The following is a 16,047-nucleotide window of genomic DNA, read 5'->3' as shown; positions in this document are numbered from 1 at the left end:
AATTTACATAGAATAATATTAAGTACCAGGTAATAATATCAGATGTTTATATCTGTTGTAAAGATGAGTTTTTATGTATATTTTGTAAAAATAGAAAAAGTGTGTTTACATTCAGTTTACATTTGTATCGTATTCTAATTTTAGAAAGAACAGTTTTGTTTAACGTGAGGAGATGAACAGGAATGGAAGTTAGAAATGAAATAAAGAAAAAAGGGAGTTGGAGGCAGTTTTTACGCCTTATTCAAGATACAAATCCTCCGAAAGGAATTTTAGTTTTTGCGTTGTTAATGAGTTTGCTTTCTACGGGAGCGAGTTTATTTATTCCTATGCTGACAAAAGGATTAGTAGATAATTTTTCGCTTTCTTCAATTAGTGCAGGACAAATTGTTGGGTTAATTGCTTTCTTTGTAATGCAAACTATTGCGGCAGGGTTGTCTATATATTTACTAAATTATATTGGGCAGAAGATTGTAGCGGGACTAAGAGAACGTTTGTGGAAAAAGGTACTTATCTTGCCGGTATCTTATTACGATCAAAATAGAACAGGTGATACGATTAGCCGTATGACGAATGATACAGGTGTTGTGAAAACGTTAATTTCTGAGCATTTGTCAAACTTATTAACAGGTGGTATTTCAATTGTTGGATCGTTAATTGTATTATTTGTTTTAGATTGGAAAATGACTGCGTTACTTTTAACGGTTATTCCGTTGTCTGTGTTAATTTTAGTTCCACTTGGACGAAAAATGTATAAGATTTCAAAAGCGCTTCAAGATGAAACTGCATCTTTTACAAGTGTGTTAACGCAAGTGTTATCAGAAATTCGTTTAGTGAAATCTTCAAATACAGAAAAGAGAGAATATGAAACGGGTAATACAGGTATACAAAAGTTATTACAATTTGGTTTGAAAGAAGGAAAAGTGCAAGCATTAATTTCGCCAGTTATGTCGTTTGTTTTAATGGCACTACTTGTTATTATCGTAGGGTATGGCGGGATGCGAGTTTCTAGCGGTGCATTAACAACCGGTGAACTTGTAGCGTTTATTTTGTATTTAGTTCAAATTGTAATGCCAATGAGTCAATTATCTATGTTCTTTACACAATTCCAAAAGGCAATTGGTGCAACGGAAAGAATTAGTACGATTTTAGAATATGAAGTAGAAGATCATGAAACTGGTGTGAAAGTGACAAATGCTAAGCAACCGATCGTTCTTGAAAATGTACATTTTGAGTATAACGAAGAAGAGCAAGTTTTGAAAAATATTGATTTCACAATTGAATCTGGAAAAGTGACAGCGATTGTAGGACCAAGTGGTAGTGGGAAAACAACGTTATTCTCATTACTGGAACGTTTTTATGAGCCAACTAGTGGCGCCATTAAATTAGGGGAAGAATCAATTACGAGTTATTCATTACAGTCATGGCGACGTCAAATCGGTTACGTATCACAAGATAGTCCGTTAATTGATGGAACAATTCGTGATAATATTTGTTATGGCGTCGAGGGCGAAGTAACGGATGAAGAAATTGAAAAAGTAGCAGCAATGGCATATGTTGATGCATTTATTCATGACTTACCAAACGGTTATGCAACAGAAGTTGGAGAACGCGGTGTGAAGCTTTCTGGGGGACAAAGACAGCGAATTGCCATTGCCCGAGCGTTACTTCGAAATCCGCAAATTCTTATGCTAGATGAGGCGACTTCAAGCTTAGATAGTAAATCTGAGTCTGTCGTTCAAAAAGCGTTAAATAACTTAATGAAAGGCAGAACAACGTTAGTGATTGCGCATAGACTTTCTACTGTTGTAGATGCAGATAAAATTGTCTTTATTGAAAAAGGGAATCTTACAGGTAGTGGTACGCATGATGAATTATTACAGACGCATGATATGTATCGTGAGTTTGCAACGCAACAATTGAAAATTAAAGAGGGTGCATTATAAAATATATTAGATGCTAAGTAGAAAGGAAATGGTTCCTTTGATACCTAAAATTTTAATAGTAGATGACGATCCACACATTAGAGAACTCGTTTCGGTATTTTTAGAACGAGAAGGTTTTCAAACATATGAGGCAATTGATGGAGTAGATGCACTTCAGAAAATGGATGACGTAAAAGTTGATATGGTTATTCTTGATATCATGATGCCAAATATGGATGGATTTGATGTATGTTTTGAATTAAGAAAATACTATGATATCCCGGTTCTGATGCTAACTGCCAAAGGGGAAACATCACAAAAAGTAAAAGGATTTCACCTTGGGACAGATGATTATCTTGTAAAACCATTTGACCCTATAGAATTAGTAGTGAGAGTAAAGGCATTATTGAAACGTTACCAAATTACAGTTTCCCAATCGATTCAAGTTGGAAATGTATTATTAAATCGTAAAACATTCGAAGTTACATCTGGAGAACAAACGGTTACATTACCGTTAAAAGAATTTGAGCTGCTCTTTACTTTAGGGTCTAAATCGGGAAGAACTTGTTCGAGAGAGCAATTAATTGAAGAAATATGGGGATATGATTTTGAAGGGAATGAACGTACACTAGACGTTCATATTAATCGGTTACGTGAGAAGTTTCAAGAAGAGCAGTCGAAATTTAGTATTAAAACAATAAGAGGATTAGGGTATCGCTTAGAGGTAAGTAAATGAGAAAAAGAAAACGAATGAGTAAGTTGAAGATGCTGAAAGTATTTGGAGCGGTATTAGCGCTCTTTTCTTTTCTTACTATAATTTGGTCTATCGCATTTTATGTAGCAACTAGTATATTGAATGCTTTTGACGTAAACGTATCGCCGTTTGTTGCTTTTCTAATTAGTGATATGGTCGGTTTTGTCTTTATTATTCTTATTTGGACATTGATTGGAATATTAATGAGACCAAAACGAGAGGCGATGATTTGGACTATTATTGAACCGATACAAAAAATTGCAAAAGGAGACTTCTCCGTAAAAATACGAAATGAAGAAAAGTATGATGGTGAAATTGGCGTGCTCGTAAAAAGTATAAATGATATGACAGATGAACTGAATACGATGGAGAAAATGAGACAAGAGTTTGTATCGAATGTTTCTCATGAAATACAGTCACCGTTAACTTCTATAAAAGGATTTGCTAGAGCACTACAAGACGATAATCTTTCTGAGGAAAAAAGAAAGCATTATCTTACCATTATTGAAACTGAAACAACGAGATTATCTAAACTAAGTCAAAATTTACTAAAGCTAACTCTTTTAGAATCAGAAGAGTATACACCAGAAAGAGTGAGCTATCGATTAGATCAACAATTAAAGCAAATTGTGTTAAATAGTGAACCACTCTGGGCTGAAAAAGAAATTGAGTTAGAACTAGATTTAGAAAAAGTATATGTTATTGCTGACCAAGAAAGTATGAGTCAAGTGTGGATTAATTTAATTCATAATAGTATTAAATTTACTCCAAGCGGTGGTACGATTACTATTCAGTTAAAGGAACATGAGACAGTAGTGGAAGTGCGTATCCGTGATTCAGGAATTGGTATATCAGAAGAACAGAAACAACATATTTTTGAGCGTTTTTATAAAGCGGATTCTTCACGAAATCGTGCCTATGGAGGAAGTGGCTTAGGTTTAGCTATTGTAAAGAAAGTACTCGACCTTCATCAAGGAGAGATAAAAGTGGAGAGTGAGGAAGGAAAAGGTACTGAATTTATTGTGCGTATGCCGAATCATGAAGAGAAATAGTGTTAGAAGGAGAACCTTCTAACACTATTTCTCTTTAAAAATGCATTTACCGTTACTGCAATTATATTGAAAAGCTTTTCCTTCGCTTTTCATACTCATACACTCCCCTATGCTGGATTTGTTTTTATTTTACATGAATAATGGTAAAAAAATGAAACTTATAAATAAAAACTTTCTATAGTTACCTACAAGTAACCTACGCACATGAAAGTGCATCATTGCCTTTTTACATAAACATAGATACAATTTTAATATAATACATAACTGAGATGATTAAGGAGTGTTATACTTGGCAGAATTATTACAAGGTAAAAATGCTTTAATTACAGGAGCAGGTAGAGGGATTGGTCGCGCTGTAGCAATCGCATTAGCGAAAGAAGGCGTAAATGTAGGCTTATTAGCTCGTTCAGAAGAAAACTTAAAAGCTGTAGCGAAAGAAGTAGAAGCAGAAGGTGTAAAAGCTGTTATTGCAACTGCTGATGTTTCTTCATATGAAGAAGTGACGACTGCGATTGAAACGTTAAAAAATGGTTTAGGATCTATCGATATTTTAATTAATAACGCTGGTATTTCTAAATTCGGTAAGTTTTTAGAACTAGACGTTGCTGATTGGGAAAAAATCATTCAAGTAAACTTAATGGGTGTATACTATGCAACTCGTGCAGCTTTACCGAGCATGATTGAACAACAATCTGGTGATATCATTAACATTTCATCTACAGCAGGACAAAAAGGTGCACCTGTAACAAGTGCATATAGTGCTTCTAAATTTGGTGTCCTTGGCTTAACAGAATCGTTAGCGATGGAAGTTCGCAAACATAACATTCGTGTAACAGCTTTAACTCCAAGTACAGTAGCAACTGATATGGCTGTAGATTTAGGATTAACTGATGGAAACCCTGATAAAGTAATGCAAGCAGAAGATATTGCAGAATTTATCGTAGCGCAGCTGAAATTAAATAAACGTACATTTATTAAATCTGCTGGGCTTTGGTCTACTAATCCATAGGAATTAAATTTAACTTTAAAAGAAGGGATATCTATTCTGTAAGGGGTAGATGTCCTTTCTTTATTTTTTGTATTCGAGACAGAATTTTCGGTATAATTAAAAGTGAATGGTAGAAAGCATTGGGAAATTGAAAGGGATGGCAGTTGTAAAAGAGTGATGTAAGGAGGAAAAAGGGATGAAAAAGAAGTTTCAAAAATTATAACATGTATCGTGTATAACGAGATTAGCTCGTGGACCTCCAATATACATAACACTATATTATATATTAAAAAATTGGAGGATATAAGTAGATGAGAACTGAAAAAGAAATGTTAGACGTAATTATAAATATAGCAAAAGAGGATGAAAGAATTCGAGCAGTTATCATGAATGGATCGCGTGTAAATCCAAATGTGAAAAGAGATTGTTTTCAAGACTATGATATTATGTATGTTGTAAATGATATACAATCTTTTACGTCTAATCATAATTGGGTTCATAGATTTGGAGAAATAATGATAGTACAAATGCCAGAAGAAATGTCGTTAGTTCAACCAGATGAAGATGGGAAGTTTCCATATTTAATGCAGTTCATGGATGGGAATCGGATTGATTTAACGCTAGTTCCAGTTGAGTTAATAAAAAAGTTCGTTGGACAAGATAGTTTAAGTAAACTGCTTCTTGATAAAGATAATTGTATGGAAGGATTCCCGCCAGCAAGCGATAAGGATTACTTAATAAAAAAGCCTACAGAAAAAGAGTTTTTGGATTGCTGTAATGAATTTTGGTGGTGTAGTACAAATGTGGCAAAAGGGTTATGGAGAGAGGAACTTTCTTATGCAAAAGGAATGCTTGAAGGACCAGTGCGAGATATGTTCATCGTAATGCTAGAATGGCATATTGGTATGAAAACAGACTTTACAGTTAATACAGGGAAGTTTGGAAAGCATTTCGAGCAATATATTGAAGAAGATATGTGGGAGCAATTTAAAAGGACATTTTCTAATGCTGAATATGAAAACATATGGGAGTCATTCTTTGTCATGAGTGATTTATTTAGGGAAGTGGCGAACGAAATCGCTAACACGTATGAATATCAATATCCGCAAGAAGATGATGATAAAGTGACGAACTATTTAAAACATGTGAAAACTTTGCCAAAAGATAGTACATCAATTTATTAATAATATAAAGCAGTAAGACTGTCCTAATTAAGGACAGTCTTATTTTTGTTTATGAATAACAATTTCTCTAACAAAGTGCAGATGAATCACATATGAAAATTTAGGGAGGTTTTTTATCATGTATTATTTTTATTCGCCACAAATGTTTACTCCATATCAATGGGGACTAGAACGAGATGTTTCGTATGCTTATATGCCATATAACTCACTTTATTATGGAGAATATATAAGCGCATTGCCATACGCATATATCCCTCAAAGCTATGAAGTACAAATGAAAGCAGATGATCGTGGATCGTGGACACCATTTTCATGGGTTGAAAAATATGCGTACGCATTTTCAGGACCGTATAATAAAGCGGAAGTAGCTCTTACATTTGATGATGGACCAGATTCAGAATTCACGCCAAAAATATTAGATAAGTTAAAACAACATAATGTAAAAGCTACTTTTTTCTTACTTGGTGAAAACGCAGAAAAATTTCCGAACGTAGTAAAGCGTATTGCAAATGAAGGGCATGTAATTGGTAATCATACGTATAGTCATCCGAACTTAGCGAAAGTAAATGAGGATGAGTACCGTAATCAAATTATAAAAACGGAAGAAATATTAAATCGTTTAGCTGGTTATGCACCGAAGTTTATACGTCCGCCATACGGTGAAATACTTGAAAATCAATTAAAATGGTCCACAGAGCAAAATTTTATGATTGTACAGTGGAGTGTTGATACGGTTGATTGGAAAGGTGTGAGTGCTGATACGATTACAAATAATGTGTTAGGGAATTCATTTCCTGGAAGTGTCATCCTCCAACATTCAACACCAGGTGGGCATTTACAAGGATCTGTAGATGCACTAGACAAAATCATTCCGCAGTTAAAAACGAAAGGGGCACGTTTTGTAACACTTCCAAGTATGTTCCAGACATCAAAAGAAAGAAAGTAAATGTGTTATAAATTGGAAAAATAAGGTTTGTGTCGTATAATGAAAGTGTAAGTTAGGGGGGATATAATTGATTTATGCACTAGTAAACATAGGAATAAGCATATTGATTAGTATTATTTTTATACTTGCGGCAATTATTCTTCAAAAGAATCCACCGACCGATATTAATGCGGCATATGGTTATCGTACGAAACGATCTATGAAAAATAAGGAATTATGGGGTGCGGGTAACAGGTATAGTGCAGAAGTGATGAAGCAAAATGGATTCATCATGATGTTAATTGGAAGTGTTATTAGTATACTGTTTAGATACTCCCATACAACGTTAGCTATAATGATCTTTATGCTAGTACTAATCATTCGCTTATTCATACGAGTAGAGAAAAGATTGAAGGCACTTGAGCAATAATGAAAAATAGGACTCCACGCAATATAATGCTAAGAGTCCTATTTTATTTATAAACTATTATTTTTTAATAATTCTTTTCCTTTCTCTATAACAAATTCATAGTATGCAAGATCATACGGATAAATATCTTCAAATGTTATTGTAATTGGTTTATTGTTTAAAACAGAAATAGCTGTAAAAGATGAAATTTCACCATTTAATAGTTGTAGAAAAGAAGTTGCATGTACTTTCATCACATCGTCTACTTCTTCACCTGGTGCGAATGGAAGTGGATTGATGACATTGTGAAAATACATATGACAAAATTCACGATCAGTAAGATTTGAAATTTCATAATCTATTTTAAAGATTCCTTTGTATACTAAATCAGTAGTTTGAAAGGAAAGCCCCAATTCTTCTTCGATTTCACGAAGACCACCAATTTGTACATCTTCATCATGCATAATATGTCCAGCTGAAGTAATATCCCATATAAGTGGAGCTTCTTTTTTATTTTTAGAGCGTAATTGGAAATATAAGAATATATCTTTAGCATCTTTTTCTACAAACCAACAATGAAATGTTTCGTGCCAATCACCGTCACGATGCACTTCATCGCGTAATTTCTTCCCAAGTGTATTTCTTTCAGAATCAAATATTGTTAACCACTCTGTCATTTTAATTCCCCTTTCTGCAAATTTTATTATACAATATTCGTATTGAATTTTGGGAAAATAAAGAAAAAGGGGCGATTATAAGTGGAGATAGAGCGTATGGAAATAAAATCGATTATTTCAACAGAGGAAGAGTTACGGAAAATATTGGGGAAACCAAGTGAGCGAGCATTGAAAAAAGTTATTTCATCATTAGACCACCATTGTGTAGATTTCCTTTCTAAATCTCCTTTTCTAGTATTATCTACTGCAAATAAGTTGGGGGAGTGTGACGCCTCGCCGAGAGGAGACGCACCTGGATTTGTATACGTGCTCAATAATAATAAAATTATCATTCCAGAAAGGCCAGGAAATCGTCGTATAGACTCCATTTTGAATATTATTTCAAATCCACGTGTAGGACTAATCTTTTTTATTCCAGGTCTTGGGGAGACACTCAGAATAAATGGCCGAGCGTATATTACAAACGACGAAGAAATTTTGAAAGAAATGCAGGCGAATGGACGTAATCCGTTGCTTGGAATTGTTGTTGAAATAGAAGAGTGTTACATTCATTGTGCAAAAGCGTTTATTCGTTCGAAGATATGGGATCCAGAATCTTGGTTAAATAAAAAAGAGTTACCTTCAGCAGCAAAAATGTTGTTAGAGCATGCGAAAGTGAATGCTTCAGAAGAAGATGTTGCACGTTCTTTAGAAGAAAGTTATACAAAAAGATTGTATTAAAAATTTTATTGATATAATTTTGTAAGGTGAGTATGTACGGGTTTTAGAATGGGGATTTATCCCGCATTAACGGGCAGTAACACCCCTACCTCAAAATTCAGCGAAAGCAAAGAAGTTAGGTGGGGATCAACTGCCCGTAAAAGCCCGATTGGTGAAGGCTAATAATCAGTGGGGATGAACAAAATCCTCACTGATTAAAGTTTCACTTTATATATGAACCGTTGATTTATAAACTGGAGAAATGACAAAATAGGTAAATTGAGTGGCAGTTGCATAATGCTATTGTGAAATATAATAAAAAATTATTTTGAAAATAGTTAGTAAAAATAGGCTTGCTTTTTAAAAATTTGATAACTATAATAAGTTAACAAATAGACATGAATGAAAAAGTAATGATAAGGACACGAAATCATTTTTACGGTTTACAGAGAGGGAAGCCAAGGGTGTGAGCTTCCTAACACGAGAAATGATTTTACCACCTTTGAACTTCAATAGTGAACGAGTAATCTAGTAATTATTGGCGGTATCAGCCGTTATCTGAACTTGAGCAATCTAGAAGGAGATACGTCTAGATTGGAACAAGGGTGGAACCACGAAAACACATTCGTCCCTTTCCTAGGGATGAGTGTGTTTTTTATGGTATAAGAGATTGAAAATTTAAAATAATTAAAAAATAGTATTGATTTTGTTTTTTATGCGAGTATAATGAGTTAACAAATAAACATGAACGAAAAAGTAACGATAAGGACACGAAATCATTTTTACGGTTTACAGAGAGGGAAGCCAAGGGTGTGAGCTTCCTAACACGAGAAATGATTTTACCACCTTTGAACTTCAATAGTGAACGAGTAATCTAGTAATTATTGGCGGTATCAGCCGTTATCTGAACTTGAGCAATCTAGGAGGAAATACGTCTAGATTGGAACAAGGGTGGAACCACGAAAACACATTCGTCCCTTTCCTAGGGATGGGTGTGTTTTTTTACTTTGAAAGGAGGTGCGGTAATATGAAACGATTTATAAGTACGGAAATAACCACCACCTGCATGACAAAAAAGCAGAGTAAGGTGATTTATAGATGTAACAATTAAACTTTTAGGAGGAGATTAGAAGATGAATAACGTTATAAATGTTGGGGTATTAGGTTTAGGTACGGTCGGAAGTGGTGTTGTTCATATTTTGAAAGAACATTATAAAAAAATCGCACTTGATACAGGATACGAAGTGAAAGTGAAAACAGTCGTTGTACGTGATTTGGAAAAAGAACGCGATGTTTGTATTGATGGAATTGCAGTAACAAGTCATGCAGATGAAGTTCTAAATGATTCAAATATTGATATTGTAGTAGAGGTAATGGGCGGAATTGAAGAAGCAAAACAGCATATTGTTAAGGCTTTACGAAATAAAAAACATGTCGTAACAGCAAATAAAGATTTAATGGCTGTATATGGTGCAGAGCTTCTTCAACTGGCGAACGATAATGATTGTGATTTATGTTACGAAGCGAGTGTAGCGGGCGGTATTCCAGTGTTAAGAGGACTAACTGATGGGTTAGCATCAGATCAAATTGAAAAAATAATGGGAATTGTAAATGGTACAACAAATTATATGTTAACAAAAATGAGTCAAAATGGATGGTCTTATGAAGAGGCTTTACAGGAAGCACAAAAATTAGGCTTTGCAGAATCGGATCCGACAGCAGATGTAGATGGACTAGATGCGGCGAGAAAAGTAGCAATTCTTGCAAACTTAGGTTTTTCGATGAATGTTTCATTAGATGATGTGCAAGTAAGAGGGATTCGAAAGGTCGAAAAAGAAGATTTACAAATGGCTGAAAAGTTAGGATTTACTATGAAGTTAATTGGTAAAGCTGAAAAACAAGGACCAGCCATTCATTTAAGTGTAGAACCGACGCTTTTACCGAGCCAGCATCCATTATCAAATGTGAATAATGAATTTAATGCGGTGTATGTCCATGGCCAAGCGGTAGGAGAAGTGATGTTTTATGGACCCGGAGCTGGGAAGTTACCGACTGGTTCTGCTGTAGTAAGTGATATTATTTCAATCGTTAAAAATATGAATCAAGTTCCGAAAAATAAAAGTGCGTTAAAAGAACCAGTTCCTTATGAATTACAAGGTGATGAAGAAGTAGTTTCGAAATATTTCTTACGCATTTCATTACAAGATGAGCCTGGGATGTTACAAAAAATAACAGAATGTTTCGTTAATTATTCTGTAAGTTTAAAAGAGGTTATTCAATTACCTTTAAACCGTGAACTGGCAGAAGTCGTTGTTGTGACACACCGAACTTCCAAGTATCAATTTGAACGAGTTTTAGAAGCGATAGAAGCTGTCGCAAGTGAAATAAACAGTTACTACATTATTGAGGAGGAAAAACAATATGTATAAAGGACTATTAAAACAATATGCGTCTTATTTACCGGTGAATGAAAATACACCTGATGTCAGCTTAATGGAAGGAAACACACCACTTATTCCATTATTAAATATATCAAAACAATTAGGGATTCAGCTATATGGTAAGTACGAAGGAGCGAATCCAACAGGTTCTTTTAAAGATCGTGGTATGGTCATGGCAGTTGCTAAGGCGAAAGAAGAAGGTTCAGAAGCAATCATTTGTGCATCAACAGGTAATACATCAGCGTCAGCTGCAGCATATGCGGCACGTCTTGGGATGAAATGCATTATCGTAATACCAGAAGGAAAGATTGCACATGGAAAATTAGCGCAAGCGGTCGCTTATGGAGCTGAAATTATTTCAATAGAAGGGAATTTCGATGATGCGCTTAAGGCTGTAAGAAATATTGCTGCAGAAGAGCCGATTACGTTAGTAAACTCAGTAAATCCTTATCGAATTGAAGGGCAAAAAACAGCAGCGTTTGAAATTTGTGACCAATTGCAAAATGCACCAGATGTTCTAGCTATCCCTGTTGGGAATGCAGGGAATATTACAGCGTATTGGAAAGGCTTCTGTGAATATGAGAAAGAAAAAGGTTATAAAAAGCCAAGAATTCATGGCTTTGAAGCGGAAGGAGCAGCTGCAATTGTAAAAGGGCATGTAATTGAAGAGCCTGAAACAATTGCAACAGCGATTCGCATCGGTAACCCAGCAAGTTGGTCGTATGCAGTAGAGGCTGCCGAGCAGTCTCGTGGTGAAATAGATATGGTATCAGATGAAGAAATTTTACATGCGTATAGGTTATTAGCAAAAACTGAAGGAGTTTTCGCTGAACCAGGATCAAATGCTTCATTAGCCGGCGTAATTAAACATGTTCAATCTGGGAAAATCAAAAAGGGAGAAACAGTTGTTGCGGTATTAACTGGAAATGGTTTGAAGGATCCTGATACCGCTATTTCTTCAAATCAACTAGACATCGCAAGTGTGTCAAATGATATAGAACAAATTAAAGATCATATTAAAGGGGTGATTATGTCGTGATACCATTTAGCGTTCGTGTCCCTGCTAGTACGGCGAATGTTGGTCCTGGATTTGATTCAGTTGGAATAGCTTTGTCATTGTATTTAGGTGTGGTGGTTAAAGAAAAAGCTGATAAATGGCAAGTAATCCATTCCTTTGAAGAATCAATTCCGACAGACGATAAAAATTTAATCGTTAGCACGGCATGTAAAGTATGTCCTTCTATATCACCCCATATAATAGAAGTTACTAGTAATATCCCATTAACGAGAGGGCTAGGAAGTAGTGCATCAGCGATTGTAGCTGGGATAGAGCTTGCGAATCAACTAGGCAATTTGAACTTAACTGCTGATCAAAAAGTTCAAATTGCTACAAATTTTGAAGGACATCCTGATAATGTTGCTGCTTCTATATTAGGTGGAACTGTAATTGGAGCACTTGATGGAAAGGATGTTTCCGTCGTAAGAATTGAGAGCAAGGAATTGGGTGTAATTTCTCTCATTCCGAATGCAGAATTAAATACAGATGAAAGTCGATCTGTATTACCAAAGATGTTTCCGTTTCATGAGGCAGTTAAAGCTAGTGCGATAAGTAACGTATTAGTAGCTGCATTATGTCAAAAGCGGTGGGAAGTTGTAGGTGAAATGATGGAGAGAGACCATTTTCACGAACCATATCGTTTAGAACTCGTACCATTATTACCATCTATTCGTAAATGCGCAAAAGAATTTGGTGCGTACGGCACAGCACTTAGTGGTGCGGGGCCATCTATTTTTATATTAACGCCATATGAGAAGCGTCAAGAAATCGCTGAGCAATTAGCGAGAGTATTTACAGATATGAAAGTATGTGAGCTTGAAATCGACCATAAAGGTATTATTGTAAATAAGGAAGAGCATATTGGATCGTAAAGAAAGCTGGCATGGCTAGCTTTCTTTACGTTGCAAACCTATTTTAAATTAGGTTTTTTCGGAAAAATATAAAACAAATGTTGATTTTGAATAATGTAAGTAAAGAGTGCATTCATTTTGGAGGTGATTAAATGAATAAAGAGTCACCAGAAGAAAAAAGAGAGCGTATGAGACAAAGTGAATTAAAAAGTAATCCTACGGGTTCTTTACGTGACGGACTCAATAGAGCGGAAACGGGTAGTCCAGTTGATATAGCAGGCGGTATGAATTGGAAAGGTACAGGAATAATCATTTTAGTACTACTTTTAGGATACATTGTATACACTTATTGTTTCAGTTGAAGAATGCTTGTTAAAATTTTGATTTGTTTAGTTTCATAATTGTTGAGAAAAAATGTAGTTACTGTATTACATATCTTCTAAGCGAATTATAGTTGTTCATATCAACTTTTAATACTCCAAACAGAGCTAGCAAAATGCTAGCTCTATTATTTTTTGCCACATTCCTGTAACAAAGCATCTGTATATTCATTGGTGGAGGTGCAGAGGATGAAAAAAATGATAGCGATATGTCTTCTTACAACTATGTCGTTTTCGACTTTAGTCGGTTGTGACGTAAAAGGTAGTAATGCTGTACAAGAGTCTAAAATAAAGAAAGCGACGTATAAAGATTTTACTTATGATGTAAATCCAGAAACATTCACATTAACTGTAGAACATGAGGGGGCAAAGGAACAGGCATCACAACCCCTACCGAAAATGAAGGTATCGAATGTAAAAAAAGAAAAGGATCGTACATCGTGGGAATATCCAGATCAAAAAGTAAAAATAAAATTAGAAAAGAAAAAAGACCACTTAAACATTGAAGTGGAATCGACTGGTGCAGAAAGCTTTACATGGCCGAAAGTAGAAGCTGAAAATTATACACTTCCGTTATGGGAGGGTAAGCAAATTCCGAGCAATGATGAGAATTGGAAGAAGTTTTTAAAGGATGATGCATATTCATTTGCTGAATCATTTTCTATGAAGTTTTTCGCATTAAATGGTTCGAAATATTCAATTGTATATATTGCAACGAATATGTTTAATAATGAATTGAAATTTCATTCGGATCCGAAAATAGGATTTGATTTTACACATGAATTTCCGAGCATAAATAAAAATAAAACATATGGATTTCAATTATATGTGACAAATAATGATGCGGTAAGCATTGCTAAACTGTATAAGGATGATATTGTTCGAAAAGGTGAATTTAAAACATTACAAGAAAAGGCTAGAAAAAATAAAGAAATCGAAAAGTTATATGGAGCGGCGCATTTTTATTTTTGGAATCAAAATGGTTTATTAGAAAATAATATAAATTGGCCAAAACTAAGGGAGCAAATAAATAGCCCGCTGTTTAGTCATATAAAAGAACTTATTCAAAAGAATAGTTCCGAGCCTGGGGAACTGAATGTATTGGATCAAGTAAGTAAACAAGATTTCATTGATAAGTATCAAAAAAATGTTATTTTACGTTATATAAACGAAGTATTATCGATGAAGGAATTTTATAAAGAGGATATTTTTCAAAACGTTAATCAGGAAGCTAGTGTGCTATTAAAGAAAGGTGTAGGTCACTTAACGAATACAGAATTGTATAGCTTAAATAAGCATTTATTAAAGTCGCTACTTGGTGATGCGGTCGAAGAGGTAAGTAAATGGGGTAATGCAGATGGAACGGATATATTAAAGGAAATGAAAGAGGCAGGAATAGAAAAAGCGTGGATTGGTCTGCCGAACTGGGAACAAGGATTTATGCAACCTAATTTCGTGACAAAAGCTAAGGAAATGGGGTATTTAGTTGGTCCGTATGATTCGTATCATTCCATTCACGAAAAAAGTGATAAAAATTGGAACACAGCATCCTTTAATGACCCGTCATTATACGAAGAGGCTACTGTAACGAAGAAAAACGGAGAAAAGGTGCAAGGCTTTTTAGGAAGAGGTCGCAAGTTAAATCCGACTTTATCGCTGCCTAGTGTAAAGGAACGCATGAATGATATATTACAAAATGGTCCTAAATATAATTCATGGTTTATTGATTGTGATGCGACAGGTGAAATTTACGATGACTATTCAGCGAAACATATAACGACGCAAGAGCAAGATTTAAAAGCACGTTTAAAACGAATGGACTACATTGCGCAAGAAAAGGGTATGGTCGTTGGTTCTGAAGGCGGAAATGATTTTGCTAGTAGTACGATTGCATTTGCACACGGAATTGAAACACCTGTTATTAAATGGGACGATGAAGATATGCGGAAAAATAAAACAAGTCCGTATTATGTCGGTGGATATTGGTCACCAAATCAAAATGTGCCTGAAAAATATGCAAAACAAGTACCATTGAAAGAAGAATATAAACAAGTATATTTAAACCCAGTATATTCGGTACCATTATATAAATTAGTATACAATGATTCCGTTATTACAACGCATCATTGGGAATGGGGAAGTTTAAAGGTAAAAGATGAAGTTGGAAATCGAATGCTGTCTGAATTATTGTATAATGTTCCTCCGTTGTACCATTTAGATGAAGTAGAGTGGAATAAGCATAAAAAAGAAATTACAGAGCATCTAAAAGTTTGGAATGAAGTTCATGAAAAAGCAGTAAAAGAAGAGATGACGAATTTTGCGTATTTGTCAGAAGATAAGCTAGTACAATCTGTTTCTTATGGAAAAGATATTAAAATCATTGTGAACTTCTCAAATGAAGACATGGAAGTAGAAAAAACGAAAATAAAAGCAAAGTCGGCTTACATTGATAATCAGGGGAAGAAAAGTGTGTATACGCCGTTTGAGAAATAATAAAGTTAAATATACTGTATTCATAGAGATTTTATAATTAGCTGGATTCTTTATTCATATCGTTTGTTAGGAAAAAGACATTCTAATTTAAAATGAAAGAGTTAATAAATTTGTAAATCCGTATGTTGCGAAGTGCTAAATTTTTGAAATTGGTAAATAGTGACTTGCCAAAAATAAGTACGAGAGTATAATGTGAAATGGAATACGTATTGGGT

Annotated in this window: 14 protein-coding genes, 1 pseudogene and 2 other annotated features; of the genes and pseudogenes, 13 read left to right on the top strand and 2 right to left on the bottom strand. The window is 34.7% G+C overall.

Annotated elements, in window-relative coordinates; genetic code table 11:
* Positions 1–182: 182 nt before the first annotated feature.
* Genes ABWK52_RS12470 through hitS form a run of 3 tightly spaced genes read left to right on the top strand, consistent with a single transcriptional unit; the run spans position 183 to position 3,728 of the window.
* Entirely contained in the window at positions 183–1,943 is a 1,761-nt protein-coding gene (locus ABWK52_RS12470) for an ABC transporter ATP-binding protein (RefSeq protein WP_000453861.1), read from the top strand.
* Positions 1,944–1,980: 37 nt separating this feature from the next.
* Positions 1,981–2,658, top strand: coding sequence for an envelope stress response regulator transcription factor HitR (hitR, locus tag ABWK52_RS12465; RefSeq protein WP_000612414.1), 678 nt, complete (start codon positions 1,981–1,983; stop codon positions 2,656–2,658).
* Positions 2,655–3,728, top strand: coding sequence for an envelope stress sensor histidine kinase HitS (gene hitS / locus ABWK52_RS12460; RefSeq protein ID WP_001231621.1), 1,074 nt, complete (start codon positions 2,655–2,657; stop codon positions 3,726–3,728). Before hitR ends, hitS begins: the two co-directional genes overlap by 4 nt.
* Positions 3,729–3,752: 24 nt before the next feature.
* Here hitS and ABWK52_RS29755 read toward each other — a convergent pair.
* Positions 3,753–3,821: pseudogene (locus tag ABWK52_RS29755) on the bottom strand (DUF3139 domain-containing protein); the annotation flags it as partial.
* Between the two features lie 196 nt (positions 3,822–4,017).
* Between ABWK52_RS29755 and ABWK52_RS12455 the strand changes: the two are divergent.
* From ABWK52_RS12455 to ABWK52_RS12440, 4 genes are all read left to right on the top strand, one after another.
* On the top strand, positions 4,018–4,737 hold the full coding sequence (locus ABWK52_RS12455) for a 3-ketoacyl-ACP reductase (RefSeq protein ID WP_000818985.1): 720 nt from the start codon (positions 4,018–4,020) through the stop codon (positions 4,735–4,737).
* A gap of 290 nt (positions 4,738–5,027) precedes the next feature.
* On the top strand, positions 5,028–5,900 hold the full coding sequence (locus ABWK52_RS12450; RefSeq protein ID WP_001258541.1) for an aminoglycoside 6-adenylyltransferase: 873 nt from the start codon (positions 5,028–5,030) through the stop codon (positions 5,898–5,900).
* 118 nt (positions 5,901–6,018) lie between these two features.
* Positions 6,019–6,846, top strand: a complete 828-nt coding sequence (locus tag ABWK52_RS12445) for a peptidoglycan-N-acetylglucosamine deacetylase (RefSeq protein WP_000291226.1) — start codon at positions 6,019–6,021, stop codon at positions 6,844–6,846.
* A 70-nt stretch (positions 6,847–6,916) separates the two neighbouring features.
* On the top strand, positions 6,917–7,255 hold the full coding sequence (locus ABWK52_RS12440) for an SdpI family protein (protein ID WP_058839918.1): 339 nt from the start codon (positions 6,917–6,919) through the stop codon (positions 7,253–7,255).
* Between the two features lie 47 nt (positions 7,256–7,302).
* On the opposite strand, the gene ABWK52_RS12435 is transcribed toward ABWK52_RS12440, so the two are convergent.
* Positions 7,303–7,911 carry an NUDIX hydrolase gene (locus ABWK52_RS12435; RefSeq protein WP_097999031.1) on the bottom strand — a complete coding sequence of 203 codons (609 nt, stop codon included), beginning with the start codon at positions 7,909–7,911 and terminating at the stop codon, positions 7,303–7,305.
* Between the two features lie 81 nt (positions 7,912–7,992).
* Between ABWK52_RS12435 and ABWK52_RS12430 the strand changes: the two genes are divergently transcribed.
* From ABWK52_RS12430 to ABWK52_RS12405, 6 genes are all read left to right on the top strand, one after another.
* Positions 7,993–8,631, top strand: coding sequence for a pyridoxamine 5'-phosphate oxidase family protein (locus ABWK52_RS12430; protein WP_061457078.1), 639 nt, complete (start codon positions 7,993–7,995; stop codon positions 8,629–8,631).
* Positions 8,632–9,014: 383 nt separating this feature from the next.
* Positions 9,015–9,246, top strand: a binding site (T-box leader).
* Positions 9,247–9,360: 114 nt separating this feature from the next.
* Positions 9,361–9,592, top strand: a binding site (T-box leader).
* A 151-nt stretch (positions 9,593–9,743) separates the two neighbouring features.
* Positions 9,744–11,039, top strand: a complete 1,296-nt coding sequence (locus ABWK52_RS12425) for a homoserine dehydrogenase (RefSeq protein ID WP_001066899.1) — start codon at positions 9,744–9,746, stop codon at positions 11,037–11,039.
* Positions 11,032–12,090, top strand: a complete 1,059-nt coding sequence (gene thrC, locus ABWK52_RS12420) for a threonine synthase (RefSeq protein WP_074553849.1) — start codon at positions 11,032–11,034, stop codon at positions 12,088–12,090. Before ABWK52_RS12425 ends, thrC begins: the two co-directional genes overlap by 8 nt.
* A complete protein-coding gene (gene thrB / locus ABWK52_RS12415) occupies positions 12,087–12,980 on the top strand; it encodes a homoserine kinase (RefSeq protein WP_000612105.1) in 894 nt (297 codons plus the stop codon). The genes thrC and thrB overlap by 4 nt, the downstream gene beginning before the upstream one ends.
* A 131-nt stretch (positions 12,981–13,111) precedes the next feature.
* Positions 13,112–13,321: a DUF6366 family protein gene (locus ABWK52_RS12410; RefSeq protein ID WP_098295654.1), complete on the top strand. Its 210-nt coding sequence runs from the start codon at positions 13,112–13,114 to the stop codon at positions 13,319–13,321.
* 207 nt (positions 13,322–13,528) lie between these two features.
* Positions 13,529–15,832, top strand: coding sequence for a glycoside hydrolase (locus ABWK52_RS12405; RefSeq protein ID WP_000738150.1), 2,304 nt, complete (start codon positions 13,529–13,531; stop codon positions 15,830–15,832).
* The last annotated feature ends 215 nt before the right edge of the window (positions 15,833–16,047 follow it).

The sequence above is a fragment of the Bacillus sp. AP50 genome, from assembly GCF_040492675.1.
Lineage (GTDB): Bacteria > Bacillota > Bacilli > Bacillales > Bacillaceae_G > Bacillus_A > Bacillus_A cereus.
The sequence above is the reverse complement of the archived record's forward strand: the minus strand, read 5'-3'. Positions and strand labels throughout refer to the sequence as shown.